The following is a 23,873-nucleotide window of genomic DNA, read 5'->3' as shown; positions in this document are numbered from 1 at the left end:
GTTGTCTGGACCGGCCTAGGTGTCGCGTGCCCCTTCCGTGCCCGATCGCTGCTTGGTCTGCTCCTCCTGTGCCCGTGGCTTCGCCGGAGCCTGCGGCGTCGACCAAGCGACGCTCCCAGCCTGGAGGAATCGACTGCTTCTTCCCGACCGGAGCTGGGAGAGGGCATGCGCGACCGGCAAGTCGTACTGGTCCTTGTCCTGCTCCCAGAAAGCGAGCACCCGAGCCGTGGCTTCGGCCATGTCCGTGGGCAGGTCAGCCGCGCGGAGAGTATCGGCGACCTCTTCCATCTCGGGCGCCCAGCGCCAGGCTCGGGCTGCCACGCTCGGTAGATACTCCGGATCGGAGAGGATCGCGGAGATCATGACCTCGGCTTCGGCTGTGAGCTGATCACCGACTCCATGGGCGTCGGCGAGCGCGTGAGCGACGCCGGCGAGGGTGCGGGCGGCCTTCTGGTAGCTGGAGAAGGCCATCTTCAGAGCGGAAGCGGAACCGACTGTGTCCCCGACGCGGCATACGTGCAGCGCAGAGTCCGTGAACAGCGACGCCACCAGCTCGACGGCAGAGCCGACCCCTGCGAGATAGAGCCGTGTGGCACGCCCCTCGCCTGGCGGCTGACCGAATACGGCACCGTCGACGACTGCGGAGCCGGGGCGGATCTCGTCAGCGATGCGCCGTACGCGTTGAGGGCTGATGGCGTTGACATCGGCATACACCCCCGCGAAGCCGTGCGCGGCCACCGCCGCCGCAACGTCCTCCGCCGCCTGTGGTGGGCAGACTGAAAGAACGACCGCGCTTCGGGACAGAGCTTCCGCGAGCGAGTCGTACGCCGTGGCACCGGCTTCCCTCCCACGGAGCAAGGTGTTCTCACTGCGGCCCTTGGTCACCGACAGCGCCTCATGGCCGCCGGCGACGAGCTCGGCGGTGATCGCCGCGCCCATGGTTCCAGGGTGGAGGACGGTCACGGTGATCACTGGCTGCCTCCGGCGGTGTGCGACGTGGAGTGTTCCTCATCTCCATGATCCGCTGTCGCTCGGCACCGGCGGCTTCAGGATCAATGCCTGGTGGCAGTCCGGGCACTGATGGCGGACAGAAGTGTCTCCGGTCTCGGACTCGCCGTTCAGGACGGGACAGCGGTACACGGGCCGCGGCCCCGACTGTCCTTGCAGCTCGTCTCACGCTGAAGCCGCGTCATGGGTACCGTGCAGGAGACGAACTCTGTACGGACAGACCGGCGGTCGCGCCGGATCGTCCGGCGGCCGGGAGGTGTCCTGATGCTGGAGGAAGCCGAGGAGATCGGCAAGCGCGCTCGCAGGGCGAGGCTGCGACTGGGCATGCCGCAGGCCGACCTGGCGACGTCCCTCGGGAAGTCGCAGGGCTGGGTGTCGAAGATGGAGCGTGGCCTGATCGAGCTGGACCGGGTCGGCCTGCTCAACCAGGTCGCCGCAGAGCTGCACGTCCATCCGAACGACCTGATCGGACGCCCTTACAGCAGTTCCCCCGACGACAGCCAGTGGCAGATCGCCGCCTCGTCGATCCTGCGCGAGCTGCGTCGCTACGACCTCGTTCCCGTCTTCGACGGGGATCCCCGACCGGCCTCACAGCTATGGCGTGAGGTGACCCGGCTGCACCGCCTGCGGGACACCGCCTCCAACGTCGCGATTCTCCGAGTTCTCCCGGACCTGTTCCGGGAAGCGCGCGCCCTGGCGGAGGACTCGGACGGGCACGAGCGGGAAGAGGCGTACGCCGTCTACGCCGTGTGCTGCAAGTTCGCGCACACCGCCGCGCACGCCCTCGGGCACCCGGAGCTGGTGGCCATGGCATGCGAGCGGGCGGCGTGGTCTGCCAGGTTGTCGGGAGATCCGGTGCTGCCTGCCGTCGCCGACTGGATGCGCGTCTGGGACATGTGGGCGACCGCTGACTGGACCGACGCTCTGACCCTCTCGGACAAGGCGATCGCCTCGGTGCAACAGCCGTACGAACATGGTGATCCGCTGGCCGTGCGGGCTTGGGGCACGCTTCAGCTTCGGGCGGCCATTTCCGCCGCTCGGGCCAACCGTCCATCGGAAGCGGAGGACCGGATCGGACACGCGAAGGACGCGGCGGAACGCATGGACGCGTACGTCGGCGCACCAGTGTACGACCGGCATTCGCTGACGTTCTCCGCCGGAAACGTGCAGATCCACGCGATCAGCGTGGCCCTGGAAATGGGCAAGCAGGGCAAAGCTCTGGAGATAAACCGCCGCACTAGCCCGAGCTTGATCGGTTCACTGCCCAACTCCCGTCAGGGACACCACCACATGGACGTGGCGCGGGCCTGGCTGTGGGACGGGAACCGGGCAAAGGCCCTGGCCGAGCTGGAGGCGGCTGAACGGATCGCGCCGCAGCTCGTACGTAACCACCCCATCGCCCGTTCAACGCTCCGCAGCATCGTCTACGCCGAACGAGCAGCCACAAGGGAAAAGCTGCGGCACATGTCCGACCGCTTTCACCTGGACGGATAGGGGTCGTATTCCTCCGGCTCATATTCGAGGCTCGTCCTGTCCCTAACTTCGGGGCATGACGCGACGACGTTCTTCTCATCTTCCTTCGCAGGGAACCGAGTTAGGTACGGCAGCACCCTTCCGCCCACTGCTCGGCGACCTCGCCACGGACAACGCTCGCGATGGCCGTGTGGGTGTCGTAGTCGCTCTCCCTGGTGAGGGCTCTGCTACGACGTACCACCTGCGTCCGCCCGGGGGCGGGGCCCCGTGGTCCGCGCCCGCCGACGGGACGACGCTCAGGCCCGTGCCGGTGAGGGCCACCCACGCCACGCTCTCGGCCGGACGAGACGCGGTCTACGACCCGCGGGCCCGGCAGGGATCGGTTCCCATCGAGTTCCACTTGGATGACGGCTCGACCCTCGATGGCGCGCTCATCCTCACCTCTGTCGAGCTGGAGTGGCTGCACCAGCAGACCAGCCGCCTCGTCGACGCACACGGACGGGCCCTCGGCGGCACCCCGTGACCGGGCCTCGGCGACGCCACGCCCGAAAAGCCGCGCCGCGCTCCGTACGCCCCGAAGGCGGAGGCATCGCGCTCACGCTTCTGGCGGTCGCCGGCCTGGTGGGCCCGGCCTGGGCACTGCGTGACCAGGCCGTCCCGCTCCTCAACGGCCTCGGTCACCAGCCCGCCGCAGTCTCAACGGACGCGAGCCCGCCCTCCGACCGCTGACTCCGCTCCGCTGTCCGGGTCGTTCACCCCCCCACCTTCCCGGCCAACGGAGCCTGCGCCATGCACCCGGAGCATCCAGGCGTGATTCTCCAGGGAGAGATCATGGACATCCCGTACATCGTCATCGACCAGCTCACCCCCGACCAACAGCAGGTCTGGAAGACCTACTTCGGCGACGCCGACCGACCCCGCTACATCGAGGAAGGTATCTGGCGCCGTACGCAGGAGAAGGCCACGGCTGACCAGAGCGGCTGGACGGCCGCCGACGACGCCCGGCGGCGGATCATCCACTACCGCTACCGGTACGGCCTGGTCCCCACCACCGCCGCGCCGGCCATCGGCCTGACCGACCTGTACCTCTACCACTCCGCTACCGCTCCCGCGTCCGAGATCGACGCGCACCACGACGCCCTGTGGGACTCGCTGGCCACCGGCGGCTGGAAGGAGGCTCCCGGTGGATTCTTATGGACACGTCGGGATCTGAAGTGCCGGATCACCGAGCACGACATCCACCCCCAGGACGCGGCAGTGGGGCGTACCCTCCCCGTCGGCTACCGGAGCCTGGACGTGCAGATCGCCTCGGTGTCCTACGCGCCGCCGCCCGCTGTCCGACAGCTGCCGTGGAACGTCCTATCCACCGGGATCAGGTGCAAGGACCGCCCTGGTATGCCGACCCGCGTCCCGGACCTGTCCGTCCTCGCGGACCTGCTGCCGTTCCAGGTGGAGATCGGATGCGGTACGTCGGTGGAGGCGGGCATCCCGCCCCTGCACCGGCTCCACGAGATCTACCGGGTCACCGACCGCCAAGGCCACGAGCCTCGGGAACACCGCTTCACCCTCTCTCCGACAGCGGACACGCTCCTCCACGAGGTACTAACGGAACCGGAGAAAAAGACGGCGGAATTCGTGGAGATGTTCCGCGCCTGCTTCCTGGCTGAACCGACCCCGGCCATGTGGGCGCTGAAGGAACTGAAGGACGCCGGTCACCTCGTCGGCCCGGTCATCACCAACAACTTCGACGTGCTCGCGGCGCGCGCCGGGCTCGACGAGTGCTTCATGCGCCGCTACGACCAGGCCGTGCCCGACGTCGAGTGGGTCGACGGCGCCAAGGCCCTCCTCGTCGTCGGCCTGCACGCCGACCGCCGCAAGGTCCAGGCCCGCGCCCGCGCGCGCGGCATGCAGGTCATCTACCTGGACCCGGAGGGCTTCTGGCACGACGGCCAGTTCATGCCGTACCCGCTGGAAGGCCCCCAGGACGGCGACATGGTGTGCCGGGCGACCGCCGCCGAGTCACTGCCCGCCCTCGTCAATCTGCTGAAACAGCGCGCCGGTTGATCCACCTGCACGAAGAGGGCCGCGCCGGGTGTTGGCGCTAGCGTGACGCACCCGGCCGGCCCGGACTCCCCTGGGCGGGCGAGAGGCAAGGAAAGGAGCGTCGACCCATGCGCGTATCCGTCATCGGCTGTGGTCACCTGGGCATCCCCCACGCCGCTGCCATGGCCGAGATCGGCCACGAGGTCATCGGCGTGGACCTGGACCAGGCGAAGATCGACCGCCTCAACACCGGCGAGTGCCCCATCTACGAGGACGGCCTGCCCGAATTCCTCAGCACCCACACCGCCACTGGACGCCTGCGGTTCACCACCAGCCTCGCAGAGGCGGCCGAGTTCGCCGACATCCACTTCCTCGCCGTGGGCACGCCCATCGACGCGGACGGACGGAGCTACGACACCGGGCAGGTCTTCGGCGCAGCCCGCGCCCTTGCCCCGCACCTGACCCGCCCCACGCTCGTCATCGGCAAGTCCACGGTCACCGTTGGCACCTCCCGCGACCTCGGTGCTCTGCTCGCCCGCCTCTCCCCGGCCGGTGAGGACGTGGAGGTCGTCTGGAACCCCGAGTTCCTGCGCGAGGGCCACGCCATCGACGACACCCTGCGCCCCGACCGCATCGTCGTGGGCGTGCCCTCGGCCCGCGCTGAGGACGCGGTACGCCAGGTCTACGCACCACTTCTCGCGAACGGCATCCCGCTGTTCGTGACCGATCCCGCCACGGCCGAACTCATCAAGGGCGCCGCCAACGCCTACCTCGGCATGAAGATCTCCTTCATCAACGGCGTCGCCGACATGTGCACCGCCGCCGGAGCCGACGTCCAGCAGCTCACCGAGGCCATCGGCCTGGACCCCCGCATCGGCCGCGGCGGCCTGAACGCCGGCCCCGGCTACGGCGGCGGCTGCCTCCCGAAGGACGTCCGCGCCTTCACCGCCTCCGCCCGCACCCTCGGCGCCACCGAGGCCGCGACCATGCTGCGCGCGCGGAGGAGGTCAACGAATCCCGCCCCACCGCCGCACTGAAGCTCATCGAGCAGACCCTCGGCCGACCCGTCGACGGCGTACGCATCACCGTCTGGGGCGCTTCCTTCAAAGCCGGAACCGACGACGTCCGGGAATCCCCGGCCCTGGCGATCGCAGCGCTCATGCACCAACGCGGCGCGACCGTCACCGTCCACGACCCGCACGCCGTGCCCACAGCACTGCGCCGCCACCCCGAACTCGACTACTGCGAAACCCTCGAAGACTCCCTCGCGGCAGCCGAGCTGATCGTCCTGGCCACCGAATGGCCCCACTTCCGCGAGGCCGACCCCAAGGCCCTCGCCCCACTGGTCGCGGACCAGGTCCTCGTCGACCTCCGCAACCTCATCGACGCCGACGCCTGGCGCATGGCCGGATGGACCGTACGCCAGCTCGGACGCCCCGCACAGGAATAGCCGAACCCATCGACCGGAGGTCCGACGTGGACACCCTGTGGGACAACATCGAGAAGCTCTCTGCCGTCTGCCGAGCGGCCGGCGCCCATCTCCCCGACGAGGAGCTGAAAGCCCTCCAGGTCGGCAAGGTCGCCGAGGAAGCTGGCGAGGCCATGCACGCCCTCCACGGCTTGAAGGGCCTCACCACCTGCGGCGACGACCACACCTGGTCCGAGGTCCAGAACGACCTGGTCGGCGCCGTTATCGCAGTCCTCCTGGCAATGCACTACATCGACCCCACAGGCGCCCGCGCCACCTTCGACGAGATCCTCCACCGCCGGACGCACAGGGGCCGCGAGGCCGCTGCGGCGGCCTGACGACCTTCGGACGTGGTCGTCGACCGCTCCCGGTGAACGCGGTCGACGGCCACATCAGACACACAAGTTGCGGCAGGCACGTGCTCCCAGCGCGGTAGAACTTTCCCTACTCCATGAAGGCACCCGGCTCTGGTTGGGCCCGGGCTCCTGCCTTCGGTCCCCTCGGCGCTGCCGCCATCAACACCTGCCAGCAGTCGGTAGACAAGACGGGCATGAGCCGAGAACTGAGCCCGCGGGGTCACCACGGCGCCTCCGAGGTGGCGCCGTCAATTGCTCGCCACAGCTGTGCAACTAGCTGGAATTGCGTCGATTCCCAAGCTTAGAACGCCAATTTGATTTTCGTCAGCCGCTCTCATGTGAGGTCCCAGGTCGTCGGCCTGGGACCTCATCGTCGTGTAGACCCAATTAGGAGTTAGTAACCCTCGACCAACAGGAGAGCAGCACCGGTTCAGGGCTGTGCAGACCGGTCGCGTCCACGTCGAAGACCTGGAGGGCGCGAAGGATCCGGATGGCATCGGTGGCTTCCGGCCCAGGGTCCAGGCCGGCGGCGCCGACGGCTGCTTCCAGGTCCTCGAACGGCAGGCCCTGCTCTGTCATGAACTCCATCACAGCGGTGAACGCCGACGATCGGAACGTCTCCGGTACGAGACCCACCTGGGCCAGGAAGTCGGCCGCGCCCTCGATACTCTCCAGCCGACCGCGGACGGACTTCAGGGCAGCGCCCTCCGAGTCGCCGCGGGATACCTGTTCGGAGAGTTGGTCGACGAGCAGCGGCCAGCCGCCCGTGGTCTCCGCCACCCGCTGCAGCGCCGCCTCCGACGTGAAGGAGTTCTGGTCGAGGGACCAGGTGCGCAGCCCGTGTCGGGTGAAGCGTCGCAGTGGGACGACTCCCACGCCGGACGTCTGGTCGTCCGACAGCAACGAGGCCCACAGGGTGAGCTGCTCCAGACCTGCCACGACCACGGCGGAGCGAGTGACCCCCGGGCCGTCCGGCAGTCGGGTGGTCGCCAGCTCCGGGGAGATGAGGCAGGACTGCTCGCCGGGGGACTTGACGGTCAGGTCGGAGACCACGAGCCTGCCCATCCCCGGCTCGCCGCCGACGAGCTCACGCTCGAAGTCGGCCCTTCGGGCCACATGCGGCATCTTCCAGCCGGTGGTCTCAGCGATCTCGCGCAGCGCGGTGGTGACCCGGTTCACGCCGGTGGCGGGAGAGCCGAGTACGACCCGAGCCAGGTTCCGGCGTCCCGGTTCCGAACCGGAGACCTGCCTGCCTGGCAGGATGTCCGCGATCTGTGCGGCGGTCAGCGGACAGTGGGAGTGCGACTTCGCGGACTTGTGCCGTGTCTCCAGGGCTGTCAGCCGCTCGGTGACCTGCCGACTGGAGGTGTTCTCCAACTGCGCGTCCACGTCCTCCAACGTCCCGATCATGCTGAGGGCGTTGGCGCTCCGCAGATGCCAGCCCCGGTGGTCCGGGTCGGGGGCGAGGACGCCGAGGCCCTCCATCTCCGTGAGGTAGGCGCGGAACTGGTCCGGGTCCAGGTCCCTGAAACCCTCCGCCCACCAATAGGTGCACTCGTCGCGCAGTTCGGCGTGGGTCATCCGGGCGTCGATCCCGTGGTGATGAGCGTGGTGCGCCACCACGTTGGCGATCATGTTGTACCGGGAATCGAGCCGCAGGGTGTCATGGAAGGCTGCGGTGATGCTCCGCTGGAGGTCCTTGTCGGACTGTACGCGTTCGACGTCGTCGCGGGCGATGAAGTGCAGCGGCCCCGACTTCGCCTCCCGCCTCTTGGCGTGCATGGTCTGCACCAGCCGGTGCGCGAACATCTGGAGCAGGAACGGCTGGTACGAACAGTGGCCCAGGATGCGGTGCACCAACTGCGGCTCCAGGAACTGGTATCCCAGGGCGGCCAGCGGTTTGAGCAGCAGGTTCGCCGCGTCCTGGGGCTGGAGCGGGCCGATGACCGTCGGGTGCTGCGAGAGGTGGCTGAACGGATTGTTCGCCGCGAGGGTGGCGTATCGCTGCACCGAGTGGAGCCCGGCAAAGACGATCTTGACACCGTCGTTGGTCTCGGAACTGAGATCACGCAGCCGCCTGGTCTCGGTGAACCTCGGCGAGTCCGACTCGAAGAATCCGTCCGCCTCATCCAGCATGATGAGCATCCGTCGGCTGCTGTCGGCCTTCAGCCAGGTCCTGATGCCGGTCAGCACGTTGTCGTAGGTGAGGGTGGCGTCGGCCCGTACACGCTTGGGCAGCGGAAGGGCGTCCTCCTCCAGCAGCCTGCGCCCGATGAGATTCCACACGGCCGAGGACTGGGCACTGGTGCCGTTGTAGGTGGAGTCCAGGCTGATAGCCATGCTGATGTGAGCCGTGGGCGCCTGCGCGGTGAACTTCCGGCCCGCTTCCTTCAGCAGCGCCGACTTGCCGAGCCCCCGGCCCCCGAACACCACCTGGTTGCCCACCGGGTCCTGTACGGAGCCGAGTTCTTCCAGGCGTCCGAAGAACATTTCCTCGGCCACCCGGCCGCGTTTCTCACTGACGTACGGATTCACGGCCGAGAACGGCAGCAACACCCGCATCGCCGGGTCGAGCAACTGATTCCCCCGGGCTGCGAGATAGGCGAGGGCCGCGTCGTCCAGCACCACCATGGGCCGACGGCCGACACTGAGCGCTGCCAGCAATGTCCGGGCGTGCGCGGAAAGGGTGCCGAAGTACGCGACGAGCAGGCTCTCCTGGCTGGGGTCCTGCTGCACACGGGCCATCAGCGCCTCCGGAGTCGGCTGGCCCCACGCCAGCATGACCCGCAGCCTGCCGCGCAGGGCGGACCCGAAGGACGGCACCAGGGCTTCTCCCGTGTACCGGACCTCCTGGAGGTCCAGAAACCGGTGTTCGGGTGTCGTGCTGCGCTGGCGGTCACGTTGCGGTTTACGCAGACTTCGGTAACCGATGAGACGGAGCGCCGGCATCAGCAGGTTCTCCTCACTCAGGCCCTCCGTCCTCCTGACGCCCCGTCGTGAGGCCATCTCTCGCCATCCCGCGAGGCCGTTGGCCGCCTGATCGGTGAACTCCTGGGACATGGCGGAAAAGTCCAGTGCGTCAAGGTTCTGGAAGCGCTGCCGATTCCGCACCGCCCGAATGAGTTCCTCGGTGATTCCCTGGGGCAGGGCATCGGGCACCGAGGGGAAGAAGGCGTTCAGCGGGTGGTCCCCGTAGCGCGTGTCGGGGATGCTCTCGCCGTTGGACAGGTGGGAGATCAGCTCCTCGGCGGTCAGCAGATCGCCGTCGTCGAGAAGAGGAGTCACCCGTGCGAAGTCCTCGGCCTTCAGACCGGGGATCTCCATGAGCCGCGCCCGCAGCTTGGCCGTGGCCGTCGCATGGGCGCGTTCGAGCTCCTCCGACAATCCGTCGAGCCGCTGCCGTGCGGAGGCGAGGTCGCATTTGGTGGTCAACGCGGGTGCTTGAAGGCGGTGTTCGAAGTCGCGCTCCTCCTCTTCCTTGAAGACGCCGTTGACGCGCGTGCGGCGCAGCGAGTCCTCCAGTACCCGCCGCTTGCCTTCCAGAGCGGCCGCCGTGTGCCGTGCCGCCTCCCCCACCGCGAGGTGCACGCTCTCGTCGGTCAGCTCTTCGTGGCCGTTCGGGCCAGGCGGCAGGAGGCGCATCTCTGAGAGACCCAGGAGATGAGCCGCGAGGTCGAACCGTTCGGCCGCCCGATGGCTGTCGATGACGTCCAGCCACGACCGTCGGGCGCTCTCCATAATTCTCTCGGCGGTCAGTTCAGGTGGAATCACGCGCCCCGTCGCCTCTTCCACCCGCACGCCGGGAAGCTTCAAGAGGTCCCTGCCCAGGACGACTTCCGCCGGATACTCGGCGGGATCGAGCCGAGTGTCGCCCGACAGCAGATCGAAGGTGAGCCGCAGCGAATTCGCTGCCGCTCGCATGGCGGCCTGGGTGTAGGCGTCATCAGCGAGCGACTGCGCCGACAGGTCGTCCAACACGTGGTCGCGCAGAGCCAGCACGGCCGCGCGCATCGCCTGGACCTGGTCGACGCTCCAGTCGTTCGCTCCGACGTCGAGCGCGCGAGCCGCGACGACCCACTTGTCGACCGAACGCAGTCGGTCGTTCATCAGCCGAAGCAGATTCTGCCTGGCGGGGCCTTCCAGTCGGCTCCTGCTGGATCTCATCAGCCTGCGGTCGACCTCGTTGAGTTCGTCCTGGAGGGCAGACCCGTTGGCCAGCTTCCGCACGCCGTCCGCGACCTCGTCCAGGCCGTCCCTGTCGTCGTCGGCGGCCCGCTGGAGCAGGCTGCCGATGAGTCCAGAGGGCGCGAGCCAGAGCCGGGTGATTTCGGTGGCCCGGTTGAACCGGATGCGGGGCAGTTGGTCCAAGCCCTGTTGGCATTCCTCGCGGGCCTCCTGGAGGAAGCGTTCCAGTTCGGCCGTGCCGCGCGCCAGGGCGAGCGGCGGGGAATGCAGCAGCATGGACTGAAGCGCGCACCGTGAGACCTCGTCGGCCACGGACACGAGGCTCGGCGGCAGTACGGCGGCCACCTGCTGGAGCGGGGCGCTGGTCTCAGCGTCCCCGGTCACGAGTACGACCCGCAGCAGAGCGGCCGTGACGAGAGCCGCGTCGGGGCGGCTTCGGACGAGGGCGTCGACGTCGATCCCGGCCAGTTCGGCTCGTACCCGCGAGGCGCACTCTCCGCTGGAGGAACGCAGCGCGAGGGCGTACGCGGAGATCCGCAGGGCGGCGGAACGACATACGGGTTCGGCGTTCTGCTCGGCCAGCGCCGCGGCGGCCCCGTAGCGGTGTTCGGCCACCAAGGGGGCGAGGACGGCCTCCGGGGACTCACCCGACCCGAGCGCTGGGTCCGTCTTCCCGGCCGGATGCGGGCGCTGCTGCGGCAGGTGGGCGCTCGAAGCGGGGGGCTGCGCGGAAGCGGGGGCAGGGGACGGGGGCCGGTGCCGTGCGGCAGTGAGCAGCGAACCGTCCGCCGCTTCGGTGGAGCGGGACGGCGCTTCGGGCTGTGCCGGGAGCTCGGCGGGCTGCCGGTCCTCCCCCGGGGCGGGGTCCCGGCGCGGTCCGGATGCGACGCCACGGTCTGCGGGGGCCCCGGGCCTCGGCGGACCAGGCTCCGTCGTACGGGGGCTCCCGTGCGGGTGCGGGCCGGAGGTGTCGAGGTCGCCGTGAGCCCGTACGGCATCGGCGTGGGCTGCTTCGCCGGGCTCGGAATCCGCTCCCGTTCCCCCTCCCGCGGCAGGCTCCGCCACCGCTCCTGCCGCCCCGTCCGCGGTCGTGTCCTGGGCTGGCTCCGTGTCTGTTCCGGGGGAGGAGGCGAGATCGGCGTCCGGGGCGGGCCCGAGAGTCAGATCCCCGCACTGCGCTGCCAGTACGAGGAACGCGGGGGCCTTCGCGGACATCTCCTGGAGAAGCCCGAGGATCTCGGCCGAGCGTTCCTCGCCGCTGTGGGCAAGTTCCACCATCCTCAGGAGAATCCCGAGGGCCTCGGCATCCGAGCTGTCCTGCTGGGACCAATCGGCTCGGGCCAGCAGCGCACGGGCGGCCTCCCGGGCTTCGGACACGGCGGCGGACAGGGCGGAGGCGGACCCTGGCGCACGGCGCAGCCCGTCCACGTCGGCAAGCCGGGTGCGCAGTGCTTCGGAAGCGAGGGTCTCGGCCACCGACACCGCGCGTTCGCGCAGGCTGCCGAGGTCGGGCGCAGGCTCTGCGCCGAAGGTCCTGAATCCAGCCAGCGCGTCATCGAACGCCGCCGTGAGCTCGTGGAGCGAGACGAGGTCAGAGTCGGCCGGACGACTCTGCGCGGACACCGAGTCGGCAAGCCGCCGGACCGGCTCGCGGGCGGCCGCCAGCGCCCGTTCCACCCGCTCGACGGCTACGGTGAGCGCGGCGGCGTCGGGCTGGAGCCCCACGCTCCCCTCATGGTCCACGGGCTCCTGTGGGGCCGCCGTCACAGCCGGTTCCGTGCCGGAGCCGGTGGAGTCGTTCTCTGCTCCTGGAGGCTGCGGCGCCGGGGCGAGCTCCGCCACGCGTCGGGCGGCCTCACGCACCGCCGCGATCGATTTGGGCGGCAAACCGTCTGTCATCCAGGACTGTTCAAGGGCCCAGAGCCACAGCGCCCCGTCCTCCTCGCTGACCCGCAGATGCACCCACCCGGCCAGCCGGAGCAGGACCGGACTCCAGCGCCGGGTGAGCGGTTCACCCGAATCAGCGGCCACCAGAAGGTCGTTCAGGAGTGGCTGGGTCAAGTGACGCGCCGCATGGCGTGACTTGGCAGAGACCGGGTCCCGGCTCATCCGCGTGAGCACATCACGGCACAGGGCCGGGCTCACGCGGGTGCCCGCCACCGGAATCCGCAGCGCGCCGAGGATGTGGCGTCGCCACTGCATCGGCGTGGAGTTCAACGCGTGTTCCACGTCAGCCTGTTGAAGCTGCTCAATGGCCGCACCGACCGGCGACGGCAGGGCACGGAGCGCCTGGGCCAGCGCTTCCAGGGCGTCGGTGAGAGCCGGCGTGTCCGACGCCTCCCCCGCCACGGAGAACGGCACGTCCGACTCTCTGCACAAGTGCATTCCATGACGGGGTGATGTCACACGAACTCCTGCGAACTGATGGGGCGGGAGCGGCCGTTCAGCAGCCCCGTTGATGCGGCCGTACGTAGGTGTAGCCGGGGGGCAGCTCAGGGCTGCCGACGAGGCCGAACTTCAGAAAGTCCTGTCGGAACAAGCGTCGCTGTTCCGGGCTCGCTTCGTACCCCAAATGGCCTATGTAGCGTAAAGATCCCGGAACATGATGTACGGTCTTCGCACGGACCTGCGAAGCACCGTCCCCCGTATCCCCGTGACCTCGGGGGCGGTCCTCCACCACCTGTGGTGTGTAGCAGAGCAGTTCGACGAAGCGCTCGCCGATTCGTGTCGGGTGGTGCGGCCGCCCGTCGTCGCCCTGGCTGCCTGGCAGGCAGGTCAGCGCCCCGGCGGCAAGCAGTTCGACTACCGCCGCGTCCACCAGCTCGGCCGTGGGGTCCTCCGGGGCATCGGTCATGACCAGAAGCAGGGCCGGGGCCAGCAGTTCACGGGCCAGCATGGCCCGGCCGACGACATCCAGCAGGCCGAACCTCCGTACCGCCGTCATGACCAGCCACCGGGTCCGTCCGAGGGGTGTGTCATCCGGTGGCAGCTGCCGCGCGCCGTCCCTCGTGCGCACCCGCTGGTCGTACCGGTACTCGATCGACTCCCCGTCGACGGTCCTCGGCCGGATCAGCGCGGTCGTCCGCGCCTCCACGGTCCGGCTGCCGCGCTGCCAGGCGAGGTCGAGCAGGATGCCGGGGAAGCAGGTGGACGGCCAGTGCAGTCCGACGAGCCATCCCTCCTCGCCCATCCGGACACGCTGTACGAAGGACGGCTGACCGTCGTGCTCCAGGCGAAAGACGACGTCCGGGCTCGGACCCGGACTCGGCAGCAGGCCCGATCCGTCGCGTGGTGCGCGGCCGGGCCGTTGCGCGGTGCCCTGCCCGGTCGTCACAGCCGGAGGCATCTGCAGGTAGCCGCCCTCCAGTTGTCGGGCGCGCAGGGGCTGCTGCCACTCCAGCCGGCCCGTCCCCTCGTGAACCAGAACAGGTCCCCCGAGATCGGGCTCGTCCGGCCACGGCATCCCTGGGTCCGAGTCTCCGAGCTCCGGCTCCACCACGGGCGCCCTCGGAGCCTGGCGTTCCCGGCATTCCGCCCACCCCCGCCCGGTCGGCTCCTCCGAGGCCCCCCGGAGCACGTCCGACGCCGGACCGTCCCCCACGTGCTCGGCCCGCCACACTCCGCCGCCCTGCCAGCGGTCGTCGAGGGCGACCCGGACGCCGGTGGGCAGCAGGCCCGTCTTCTCGTCGGCCTCACGCCGTACGTGGTCCATAAGTACGACGTTGGCGTGGAGGACGGCCGAGGGGTACCCCGTGCCCCGCATCAGCCTCGCGGCCTCGGGCAGAGAACACAGTGCGGGCCCGAGAGCGGTGTAGACCGGCCGTCTCCGCACCGCTGTCCCCCGGCTGACGATCGGTGCCGCGCTGCGGGCCACGGACCGAGCGAGTGTCTCCAAGGCGTCACGTCCCAGCGGTCCGCCGTCGGCGAGGCGGTCCGCCATCGCGGCGCGGGTGAAGGCGTACTCCCCCCACAGGCGAATCCCGGGCAGCGATGCGAGAGCGCGCCGGACCACGTTCACAAGGTTCCGCAGTCCCGCCTCCCTGTCCTGCGAAGTGGCGCCGGGAGGCAGCATCAAGGGCAGTGGCATGGGGGCGAGGGAGCTGTCCAACTGCTCCCTGCCGCGCGTCATGAGATAGCGCAGGTAATACGACGTATCGTCGAGGTCGCTCTCAGGCGGTCCGTCGCCGGAACGTTCGTACAGACTGTTGATGACCAAGGACCCGTGCGCGTCGATAGTGCCGCGGCGGATCAGCCTGTTCAGGCGTGCACCGGAAGCAGCCAGCCCGGGCCCGAACGCGTCGGCGTCGAAGACCAGTCGCTCGCGCAGCGAGGTGTCCTTCGTCCCGTCGAACTGGTCCGGCCCTTGTGCACCGGCGGGGGCACCCGACAACCAGCCCGGTATATCGCCCTCGACGCCGAGTGCCTCGTGGGCACCCTCCTTGTAGACGATCTCCGCAGGCAACAGATCGCCGCCGGTCCGTACGTTGATCATCGCGCCGACCGGTAACGCCGCCATCTCGTCGCCGAGGGCGACCGAGGGAAAGTCACCGATGTCCAGTGGCCCGCCCGCGTATCCTGCGGCGTCCGTGTCGAAGCCGAAGTACACGGCGTTAAAGGCGACCGCGACGTGGACGGGAGTGGCTCGCCGCTCGACGAGAGCAAGGAGATATCGACGCAGCCGCGCTTCGTCCGCCGGCTCGCCGGCTCCCGGCCTGATCATCCAGGGAGTAATCAGCGGAGGGTCTATATAGGGCCGCCAAACCCCGTCCGAAGTCCCCTCCGACGAAGCTCCGGTCACCGGTGTTCCTCGCATATGCCCTCATACTCACGCCTCGCCGGAGGAAAGGAAAGAGCCGGGACTCGCGCATGTGCTTCTCTGACCGCCCAAGGAGACTCGGGTCACGGTTGATCAGGTCGTCACGGCAGGGGGTGATCCAGCCGCAGGCGAACAGAGCGCGCTTGGAAAGCGTGGCCAGAAACCCAAGGCACATGCATGCCCATCGGCGGCACGGCCCCCGAGGTCTCTCGCCAGCCGAATCGGGACGCCCCCTGACGCCCGACAGCGACGACATGACCAAACTCTGTCGCAACCAGATCCGCGTCATCCCTCTTTGACGCGTCGGCCCACCCCCAAGCACCCCGCCTGACAGGGCCCGCTGCATCGCCGCCCTCGTGCCCCATCCGTGCCCAGCAAAGCGGACAACAGCGGTCAGGTACAGCCTCCAGAGGCCATGACAATCCCAGCTTCCTCGCAGGAAAGTGCAGGTCAGAGCCCTTCCAGAGGCCCAAGCACCGCTGATTCCCAAGCTCAGAGCGCGAGTTCGATTCTCGTCACCCGCTCCACATGAAGCCCCAGGCCAGCGGCCGGGGGCTTCTTGTTGCAACAAGCCCGATCAGGCACCCGGCGCCCGCTCTGCACCCGATGTGCCCGTTGGCTTCCTCCAGCCGTCGCACCCTACGGGCACATATGCCAACTATGATAGTTGCTATACGCTTGAGCGTATGGAGACGAAGACGTACACAACCATCGACCTGCGCAAGGGGATGGGCGAGATCCTGGACCGGACCCGGATCGCCGGCGAGGCCGCCGCCATCACCCGCAAGGGAAAGACGGTCGCCTACCTGGTGCCGGCCGAGTGGTTCGAGCAGATGGCCCGCGGGCGCCAGTCGCACGAGGACCGACACGAGGCGGCCTGACCCACCCTCCACACCAAGGAGCACGAACCATGCCCGCCCACGCACTCCACTTCGATGGGTACGAGGGGGAACCCCTGCGGTTGCCGCCCATGCCCGAACACACGCCTCAAGCACTCCGGTTGGCGATTCAGGAACACACTCCGCACCTTCTCCCGGACTTTGAGGCGCACTGGAAGCGCGTCATCGGCGACGCCTTCAACATCACGCCCGTGCCCGCCTTCATGCGTCTGTGGTGGACGCAGTACGCCATCGCCCGGAATCCCGTCCTCGACTCGCACCTTCGCGACCTCGAAGCCCGCGCCGCCAAGTCCGAGGACCCCGAGGAGTCCCTTCGGCTTCTGGAGGAGTACAGCCGCCTCCGGCACGAAGCCGCTGAGAGGAAGCCCGGAGAGTGATCGACGAACCACTCCGGCCGCCTTGGCAAATGGACTGGACGAAACAGGCGCAGCACGACTTCCAGAACATGCCCGCCGAAGGCAGTGACCTGATCATGAGTGCCCGTGCGGAACTGATCACAGCCGAAGACCCCTACTTCCGGGGGATCGACGCCGACGCCTCGCTCCCGCACTGGATGACCGTCCGACCTCTGGCCTCCACAAGCCCCGGCGGCCCCCACATCGTGGACCTGGCCGGCGGACGCGGCTGGCTCATCTACACCTTCATGCGGCGCCACGCCGATCCCCAGATCGTCGTCACCGAAGCCTTCTGGGCCTGACGTCTACGCCACCGGAGCATCTGCAGCACAGATGGCTCCCGTTCCGTTTTCCGTCACCCGCTCCAGCACAGAACCTCAGACTGATGCCCCACAGTCGACGTGCCCCATCCGTGCCCAGCAGAACGGACAACAGCGGTCAGATACGGCTCTGAGAGACAAGGGACCATCCACCTGCCCGCTGCAAAACCCCAGTTCAGGCCCCCTCTGGCAGCCCAAGCACCGTTGATTCCCAAGCTCAGAGCGCGAGTTCGATTCTCGTCACCCGCTCCACGACTAAGGCCCAGGTCATCGACCCGGGCCTTGTTTGTTGTCTGGACCACTTCAGGTGTCGTGCACCAGATCCGGGGCAGGCCGTGCGCCCTCGTGCGACTCGGACAACCTCCGGGCGACCCTCCGCAGTTCACCTCGAACCGTGGGCTTCCCCGCAGCCGCCCACGGAGGCCCCCTCCCACCGCCCGGCGCCGCCTATCTCGCTGCGATAGCCCAGGCTCCGGGTGTCCACGGTCTCACCTCGCAGCTGTCCGCTCGCACGTACCCGCCGACTGTGAACGATCTTGGTGACGCGGCCCGGAAATGAGATCCTGTTCGCACGTGCGTTCAGTGAACGCAGCTTTGTACGGGGGGACTTCGCGCTGTGGCTGTAACCGTGCCCGATTGGGCCGACACCATGCTTGACCTCATCGGGATCAACTGACCGAACGTCGACGAAGACGCGTACCGGGACATGGCCGACGCTCTCCGGGAGTTCGCCGACGATGTCGAGGACGACGGTCACCTTGCCAACCAGCACGTGCAACGTTTGCTGTCCTCCGGAAGCGGCGAAGCTCTCGACGCGCTCAAGGGCCACTGGGGCAAGGTTCAGAAAAAGCACGTGAAGGACCTGGCCGGCGGTGCGCGGACGATCGCCGGAGCCTTGGACAACGCGGCCACGGCGATCGAAGCCATGAAGTACGCGGCAATCGTCCACCTGGGCGTGCTGGCAGGCAAGGCCGGCATCTCCATGGCGCTGATACCGGTGACCGGCGGGCTCTCCATGCTCATCGGTGGGGCGGCCATCGCGGTCGCCCAACAGGCCATCCGCCGGATCATCAAGGAGTGCATGGAGGAGGTCGTCGGTTACATCGTCTCCGCCCTGACCGAGCCGGCCGTCGCCGCGCTGGAGAACATGGCCGCGGACCTCGCCGTACAGGTCGGTGCCAACGCTCTCGGCCTCCAGGACGGCGTCGACATGAACCAGGTCGGTCAGTCGGGCAAGGAAGGCTTCAACGAAGGGGTGGCGGGTGCCAAGGATTCCCTCCAACTCGCTTCGGCCGGTGGCTCCGGTCCAGGCCCCGCGCCCGGGAAGGGCGTGCACATCGAGCACTCGGAGCACACGCGCGCCGGTACCCAGCTGAACCTCGTCAGCGTCAACGTGCACGGCAGGACCGCGGGCAAGCTCTCCAAGGCCAAGACGTCCCACGGACGCACCCGCGGCAAGGACGACATCGCCGGCGCCCTGGACCCCGTGATCGACAAGGCCATGAAAGCGCTCGGCAAGGCCAACAAGGCCATGGGCGACCACGTCGGCAAGGCACTGCCGAAGGCAGTCAAGGAGATCTCCGACAACCAGAAGAAGATCGAACTGGACATCAAGGAGATGATGTCCAAGGGCGTCAAGGTGCAGAAGGGCGACGAGAGAGACCGTTCGCGCCCCGATGCACCCCGGAACTCCACCCGCACCAAGGCCGACGCGCTGAAGAACGCCAAGGACGAGCCGCGCCGCAACGCCATCTCGCTGGAAAAGAAGACCTGCGAGAACGACCCGGTGGATGTCGCCACCGGCGAGATGACCCTCCCGCAGACCGATCTGGCCCTGCCCGGAGTCCTTCCCCTGGTCCTACGCCGGACCCATCTCTCCGGCTACCGCTACGGCCAGTGGTTCGGGCGCAGCTGGGCTTCCACGCTGGACGAGCGGATCGAGCTGGACCCCCTCGGCGGGGGCGCGGTGTGGTCCCGGGAGGACGGTTCACTCCTCGTCTATCCGCGGCTGCCCCTGCCCGAGGACGACGACGGGGTACTCCCCGTGGAAGGCCCACGGCTGCCGATCCGGCACGGAGGCCAGGGCAACAGTGAAACCACCTATCTCGTCACGGATCCCCGTTCAGGGCTGACGCGTTCCTTCCGCGGCGGCCCCTATAACGCGTCCCCCGCCTACTGGCTCAGGGAGATCGAGGACCGCAACCTCAACCGGATCGACTTCGCCCGCCTCGGGGACGGCAGTCCGACCGCCGTCGTCCACTCCGGAGGCTACCGGGTCGCTCTGGCCGTCGAGGACTCCCGCGTACGGGAACTGTCCTTGCGTACGCCGGACGGTCCCGTCACGGTCATGCGCTACGGCTACGACACCCTCGGCAACCTCGATGCCGTCATCAACTCATCCGGTCTGCCGCTGCGTTTCACGTACGACCCGGACGACCGGATCACCTCGTGGACCGACCGTAACGACTCCACGTTCCGCTATGTGTACGACGATGCCGGCCGCGTGTTCCGCACGGTCGGCCCGGGCGGCTATCTGTCGTCGACGTTCGCGTACGACGTCCATCCGGAGACGGGCGACCGCGTCACCCGGTACACGGACTCCCTCGGCGCGACCAAGGTCCACCAGTTCAACGACCGGCTCCAGGCCGTCGCGGAGATCGATGCGCTGGGCGGCGTCACCCACCGCGGCTTCGACCGGTACGACCGTGTGCTGTCCCGGACCGACCCCCTCGGGCGTACCACCACGTACACCTACGACGATCACGGAAACCCGGCCCGGGTCGAGCACCCCGACGGCACCGTCGCCCGGGTCGAGTACAACGAGCTGAACCAGCTGGCCGCCGTCACCGGCCCCGACGGCGGGACTTCGCGGCAGGAGTACGACGACCGGGGTAACCCGACGCTCTTCACCCGGCCGAACGGGACGACGACCCGCCTCACTCACGGCCCGCAGGGCCAGCTCCTCGGAGTCGACGACTCCTTGGGCGCGCTGGACCGGCTGCGCTGTGACGCGGCCGGTCTGCCGCTGGCGGTCCGCGGGCCGCTCGGTACGGTCACCCGCTACGTCCGGGACGCATTCGGACGCCCGGTCCGTATCACTGATCCCCAAGGCCGCACCACCGAGCTGGAGTGGACGGTCGAGGGGAAGCTCGCCCGCCGGACGGAACCCGACGGCTCACAGCAGTCGTGGACGTACGACGGAGAGGGCAACTGCCTTGCGCACACCGACGCGACCGGCGGCGAGACCCGCTTCGAATACACCCACTTCGATCTGGTCTCCGCCCGCACCACACCGGGCGGCGCACGCCAGGAGTTCACCCACGACACCGAGCTGCGCCTGACCCGGGTCACCAACCCCCAGGGCCTGACCTGGGAGTACACCTACGACGCGGCAGGCCGCACCAGCGCGGAGACCGACTACGACGGCCGCACCCTCCGCTACTTCCACGACTCCTGCGGCCAACTCCTCTCTCGTACGAACGGACTCGGCCAGACGGTCCACTACGAACGCGACCTCGCGGGCCGGGTCACCGCCAAGGACGCCGACGGGAGCGTCACCCGCTTCACCTACGACATCCACGGCCGCCTCGCCTCGGCGACGGGGCCCGACACCGACCTCTCCTTCGTCCGCGACAGCTCGGGCAGGGTCCTCCGGGAGGTGTGCGGCGGCCGCGAACTGGTCAACACCTACGACGAGACCGGGCGGCGCACCCGTCGCGTCACCCCGTCCGGTGCCGTCAGCTCCTGGTCCTTCCCGGTCGGTCGCACCGCCGAGCTGACCGCCTCCGGCCACCGGCTGGGCTTCCACTTCGACGAGACGGGTCGAGAGACCGGCCGCCGGATCGGTGACGCGCTGGCCGTCGACCTCGCGTACGACCAGGCGGGGCGCCTGATCGACCAGCTCGTCCGGACGACCGGTGACCGGGTCCTCCAGCGCCGCACGTACACGTACCGCCCCGACGGCCATCTCGCCTCCGCCGACGAGCTGACCGGGAGCCGCAAGCGACTGGAGGTCTCCCGTGACGGCCGGGTCACCGGCGTCACGGCGGAGAACTGGTCGGAGCAGTACGCGTACGACGAGGCCGGGAACCAGACCAATGGATCCTGGCCCGGTGCGGGCGACGCCTCCGGGCCGCGCGAGTACGCCGGAACGCGCATCACCCGTGCCGGCCGTGTCCGGTACCAGCACGACGCCCAGGGCCGAGTGATCCTGCGCCGGAAGACCCGTCTCTCCCGCAAGCCCGAGACCTGGCACTACGGCTGGGACGCGGAGGACCGCCTCGTCTCGGTCACCACGCCGGATGGTACGCGCTGGCGCTACCTCTACGACGCCCTCGGGCGGCGCTCGGCCAAGCAGCGCCTGGCCGAGGACGGGGCGACGGTGGCCGAGGAGGTGGCGTTCACCTGGGACGGCGACACTCTTTGCGAACAGACCACGTTCACGACGGGCTCCGCGGATTCCGTCGCCGTCACCTGGGACCACGACGGCGTGAAGCCGGTGACCCAGGTGGAACGCCGGTTCGTCGACCAGACGGAAGTCGACAGCCGCTTCTTCGCGATCATCACCGACCTCATCGGCGCGCCTCGTGAACTGGTCGACGAACAGGGTGAGGTGGCGTGGCGCACCCGCTCCGCCCTGTGGGGAGCCACGTCGTGGAACCGCGACGCCGACGCTTACACCCCCCTGCGCTTCCCCGGCCAGTACTTCGACCCGGAATCGGGCCTCCACTACAACCGCCACCGCCACTACGACCCCGAGTCGGGCCGCTACCTCTCCCCCGACCCGCTCGGTCTGACCCCGGCCCCGAACGCGGTCACCTATGTCGACGACCCGACGCGGTGGATCGACCCGCTGGGTCTTGCGGGGTGCCCGCACCGGAGCGGGGAGCACAAGCACAGTGTGGTACTGGGGGTGAATCAGGAACCCACCAACGCCTCGAACTCACTGGCCGAGCATCTCCGCGCCAACGGTGATCCAGGAGCTCACACCTATAACGGGGACGACTACGCCGAGGTCGAGCAGAGCGGACCCGTCTGGATGACGAACGTCATGGCCGCAGTGGGCGACCGCAACACCACGTTGTCCATCACGCTCGACGGGATGCCGAACAGTAGAGGCGAGTACGGCAACTGGAATACCCCGGAGACGATCGTGGATGCATTCCAGACCGCCGCCCGGAACGGGCAGCCGTTCGGCCCGATGCCCGGTAACCTGCCGGGCCCAGGTTTGGGGACGGCATGGGAAATGAGCGTCGTCGCACGGAGTGTGCGCATGTACGAGTCAGATGTGATGTTCAACGAGCCCGATCCGCTCGGGCGCCCCTGGGAGGAGATCCACTGGTACTCAGGGAATGAGAAAATCGATGTCCCGAAGCCTGATATTCCCGAGATACAACCTCCCAAGCCCAGGAAGGAATGATGCACAGAATGACGAACAACGAGGACCTTGAGCGAGCTGCGGAGCTTGTCGCGGAGAAGTGGAGAACCATCCTCGACTCCGAAGCCAACTTGATCAATCCCGCCATGCCCCGGGCAGCATATGCGGACCAGCGCCTGCGTGAACTATTCCCCATCGTCAGCCACGGCGCCCTGTATCTCAGCCGATGCATCCGTTCTCCGTGGACCCGAGACGTGGGCGCCCTGTTCCGACGCGGCGGTGGCGGGTTCATGGTGATCCGCCAGTCCGACGGCACGGTTCTGGGGGAGCCCGACACGGTGGAGCAGGCGGTGGCCCTAATCGCCGCCAACCTTCCCGAAGGCTGCGGGCCGGCCATCGACGGGTCTGTTCACGACCTATGAACACACCTGCTAGTAGCGAAGAGCCCCGAAACGCGGCCGCGATAGTGGCGGCGGAGTGGTCTGATGTCCGGTGCACCCAGTGGCTCTGGCCACGTGGTGTAGGTACGGCCTACCCGCTGGCCAAGGGTGGATACCGAGTGCGTCGCGAGTCGGACAAGTCTGTCCTCGGGGAGGTCGACACCGTCGAAGAGGCATACGAGTTGATCGCCGACGACGATCAACGGGAGGGGGGTGACCGACTACGACCTCCCGGCCGCACCGGACGAACGTATGCCCCTTCTCGTCCGGAGGTGCCTGGCGTACGTGTGCGCCTGCCTTCGGAAAGCGCAGGAGGAGTTCGGTGAGACTCAGGTGAAGGCGTACGTCTCCCTGTCCTTCGCCGATATCGAGGAGGCTCTCCTCACCTCCAACGTCACCTTCTGCACCCCGCTTCCCGACATTCGCCCCTATAACCCGGACCTGGAGGCTGTCACGGACGCGGCCGTTGGGGAGATCTCGCTGGAGGACTGCTCGGCTTGGTCATGAGGGCCCCTTGGCCCCTCTGCTCGTGCCCCATCCGTGCCCATCGGAGCGGACAACAGCGGTCAGGTGCGGCTTCCACAGACCAGGGCCATCTCAGCCGCCTCATGGGAAAGCGCAGGTCAGGGCATCCTTGATGGCCCAAGCACCGCTGATCCCAAGCTCAGAGCGCGAGTTCGATTCTCGTCACCCGCTCCACGACTGAGGCCCAGGTCATCGACCCGGGCCTTGTTTGTTGTCTGGACTCGTCTACATGCTCTTCCCTGACCGGAACTGAGCGAGGACATCTTTGACCGGGAAGGCCCACTGGCCCTTATCTTGCTCCCAGAAAGCGAGCACCTGCGCCGTAGCCTCCGCCTTCTCCGGAGGCTACGGCGCAGGTGCTCGGAGCGTATCGGCGACTTCTGCCGTATCGGGCGCCCAGCGCCGGGCCCGGCTAGGCACGCTCGGTACGCACTCGGGGTCGGAGAGGATCGCGCACATCATGACCTCGAATTCGGCTGTGCGTTGATCCCCGACTCAATGGGCGCCGGCAAGCGCGTGACCGGCTGTCCAGCGGTTGTCGATCATGAATGTCCGCCCGTACGGAGCC

The 23,873-nt window shown here is 68.5% G+C and carries 14 protein-coding genes and 1 pseudogene; 12 read left to right on the top strand and 3 right to left on the bottom strand.

The genetic code is table 11. The annotated features are described in order from the left end of the window. Window positions 1-15: 15 nt before the first annotated feature. Window positions 16-972, bottom strand: coding sequence for an NAD(P)-dependent oxidoreductase (locus D581_RS01000000137940; RefSeq protein WP_018960879.1), 957 nt, complete (start codon window positions 970-972; stop codon window positions 16-18). A 300-nt stretch (window positions 973-1,272) separates the two neighbouring features. Here D581_RS01000000137940 and D581_RS0130280 point away from each other — a divergent pair, with 300 nt between their 5' ends. The 5 genes and pseudogenes from D581_RS0130280 (at window position 1,273) to D581_RS0130260 (ending at window position 6,330) form a co-directional block, all read left to right on the top strand. Next, the gene (locus tag D581_RS0130280; RefSeq protein ID WP_018960878.1) at window positions 1,273-2,502 is read left to right on the top strand and encodes a helix-turn-helix domain-containing protein; all 1,230 of its coding nucleotides are present in this window, start codon (window positions 1,273-1,275) and stop codon (window positions 2,500-2,502) included. Between the two features lie 283 nt (window positions 2,503-2,785). Continuing rightward, window positions 2,786-3,004 carry a hypothetical protein gene (locus tag D581_RS01000000137935; RefSeq protein ID WP_007457738.1) on the top strand — a complete coding sequence of 73 codons (219 nt, stop codon included), beginning with the start codon at window positions 2,786-2,788 and terminating at the stop codon, window positions 3,002-3,004. Window positions 3,005-3,312: 308 nt separating this feature from the next. Further along, window positions 3,313-4,545, top strand: a complete 1,233-nt coding sequence (locus tag D581_RS0130270; protein WP_026291048.1) for a hypothetical protein — start codon at window positions 3,313-3,315, stop codon at window positions 4,543-4,545. A gap of 107 nt (window positions 4,546-4,652) precedes the next feature. After that, window positions 4,653-5,974, top strand: a pseudogene (locus D581_RS1000000138725) (UDP-glucose dehydrogenase family protein). 26 nt (window positions 5,975-6,000) lie between these two features. Next, window positions 6,001-6,330 carry a MazG-like family protein gene (locus tag D581_RS0130260; protein ID WP_018960875.1) on the top strand — a complete coding sequence of 110 codons (330 nt, stop codon included), beginning with the start codon at window positions 6,001-6,003 and terminating at the stop codon, window positions 6,328-6,330. Between the two features lie 405 nt (window positions 6,331-6,735). Here D581_RS0130260 and D581_RS0130255 read toward each other — a convergent pair whose 3' ends face one another. Together D581_RS0130255 and D581_RS0130250 are read right to left on the bottom strand one after the other, a co-directional pair. Beyond that, entirely contained in the window at window positions 6,736-12,894 is a 6,159-nt protein-coding gene (locus D581_RS0130255; protein WP_018960874.1) for a hypothetical protein, read from the bottom strand. Window positions 12,895-12,976: 82 nt separating this feature from the next. Further along, a complete protein-coding gene (locus D581_RS0130250) occupies window positions 12,977-15,253 on the bottom strand; it encodes a hypothetical protein (RefSeq protein WP_018960873.1) in 2,277 nt (758 codons plus the stop codon). Between the two features lie 782 nt (window positions 15,254-16,035). Here D581_RS0130250 and D581_RS0130245 point away from each other — a divergent pair. The 7 genes from D581_RS0130245 to D581_RS1000000141420 all read left to right on the top strand — a co-directional run bounded on the left by D581_RS0130245 (window position 16,036) and on the right by D581_RS1000000141420 (window position 23,287). Then, window positions 16,036-16,230 (top strand): type II toxin-antitoxin system Phd/YefM family antitoxin, encoded by a 195-nt coding sequence (locus D581_RS0130245; protein WP_018960872.1) that lies wholly within the window; start codon window positions 16,036-16,038, stop codon window positions 16,228-16,230. A gap of 29 nt (window positions 16,231-16,259) precedes the next feature. Beyond that, a complete protein-coding gene (locus D581_RS0130240) occupies window positions 16,260-16,625 on the top strand; it encodes a hypothetical protein (protein WP_018960871.1) in 366 nt (121 codons plus the stop codon). Window positions 16,626-16,654: 29 nt separating this feature from the next. Then, window positions 16,655-16,945, top strand: a complete 291-nt coding sequence (locus D581_RS0130235; protein ID WP_018960870.1) for a hypothetical protein — start codon at window positions 16,655-16,657, stop codon at window positions 16,943-16,945. 724 nt (window positions 16,946-17,669) lie between these two features. Continuing rightward, window positions 17,670-22,382, top strand: a complete 4,713-nt coding sequence (locus tag D581_RS1000000138720; protein WP_018960869.1) for a DUF6531 domain-containing protein — start codon at window positions 17,670-17,672, stop codon at window positions 22,380-22,382. Between the two features lie 8 nt (window positions 22,383-22,390). Beyond that, the gene (locus D581_RS01000000137920; RefSeq protein WP_026291045.1) at window positions 22,391-22,762 is read left to right on the top strand and encodes a DUF6193 family natural product biosynthesis protein; all 372 of its coding nucleotides are present in this window, start codon (window positions 22,391-22,393) and stop codon (window positions 22,760-22,762) included. After that, window positions 22,759-23,106 carry a DUF6193 family natural product biosynthesis protein gene (locus tag D581_RS1000000142325; RefSeq protein ID WP_469225701.1) on the top strand — a complete coding sequence of 116 codons (348 nt, stop codon included), beginning with the start codon at window positions 22,759-22,761 and terminating at the stop codon, window positions 23,104-23,106. Before D581_RS01000000137920 ends, D581_RS1000000142325 begins: the two co-directional genes overlap by 4 nt. Beyond that, entirely contained in the window at window positions 22,994-23,287 is a 294-nt protein-coding gene (locus D581_RS1000000141420) for a hypothetical protein (RefSeq protein WP_018960867.1), read from the top strand. Before D581_RS1000000142325 ends, D581_RS1000000141420 begins: the two co-directional genes overlap by 113 nt. Window positions 23,288-23,873: the final 586 nt, after the last annotated feature.

The organism is Streptomyces sp. CNB091 (assembly GCF_000377965.1).
Note: the sequence above shows the minus strand (reverse complement) of the source record. Positions and strands in the feature narration are given on the sequence as shown.

Coding starts and splice junctions, on each gene's coding strand:
- D581_RS0130245 (WP_018960872.1), top strand. CDS start 16,036: ATGGAGACGAAGACGTACACAACCATCGACCTGCGCAAGGGGATGGGC.
- D581_RS0130235 (WP_018960870.1), top strand. CDS start 16,655: ATGGACTGGACGAAACAGGCGCAGCACGACTTCCAGAACATGCCCGCC.
- D581_RS1000000142325 (WP_469225701.1), top strand. CDS start 22,759: ATGAACACACCTGCTAGTAGCGAAGAGCCCCGAAACGCGGCCGCGATA.
- D581_RS1000000138720 (WP_018960869.1), top strand. CDS start 17,670: ATGGCCGACGCTCTCCGGGAGTTCGCCGACGATGTCGAGGACGACGGT.
- D581_RS01000000137920 (WP_026291045.1), top strand. CDS start 22,391: ATGACGAACAACGAGGACCTTGAGCGAGCTGCGGAGCTTGTCGCGGAG.
- D581_RS0130270 (WP_026291048.1), top strand. CDS start 3,313: ATGGACATCCCGTACATCGTCATCGACCAGCTCACCCCCGACCAACAG.
- D581_RS0130280 (WP_018960878.1), top strand. CDS start 1,273: ATGCTGGAGGAAGCCGAGGAGATCGGCAAGCGCGCTCGCAGGGCGAGG.
- D581_RS0130250 (WP_018960873.1), bottom strand. CDS start 15,253: ATGATCAGGCCGGGAGCCGGCGAGCCGGCGGACGAAGCGCGGCTGCGT.
- D581_RS0130240 (WP_018960871.1), top strand. CDS start 16,260: ATGCCCGCCCACGCACTCCACTTCGATGGGTACGAGGGGGAACCCCTG.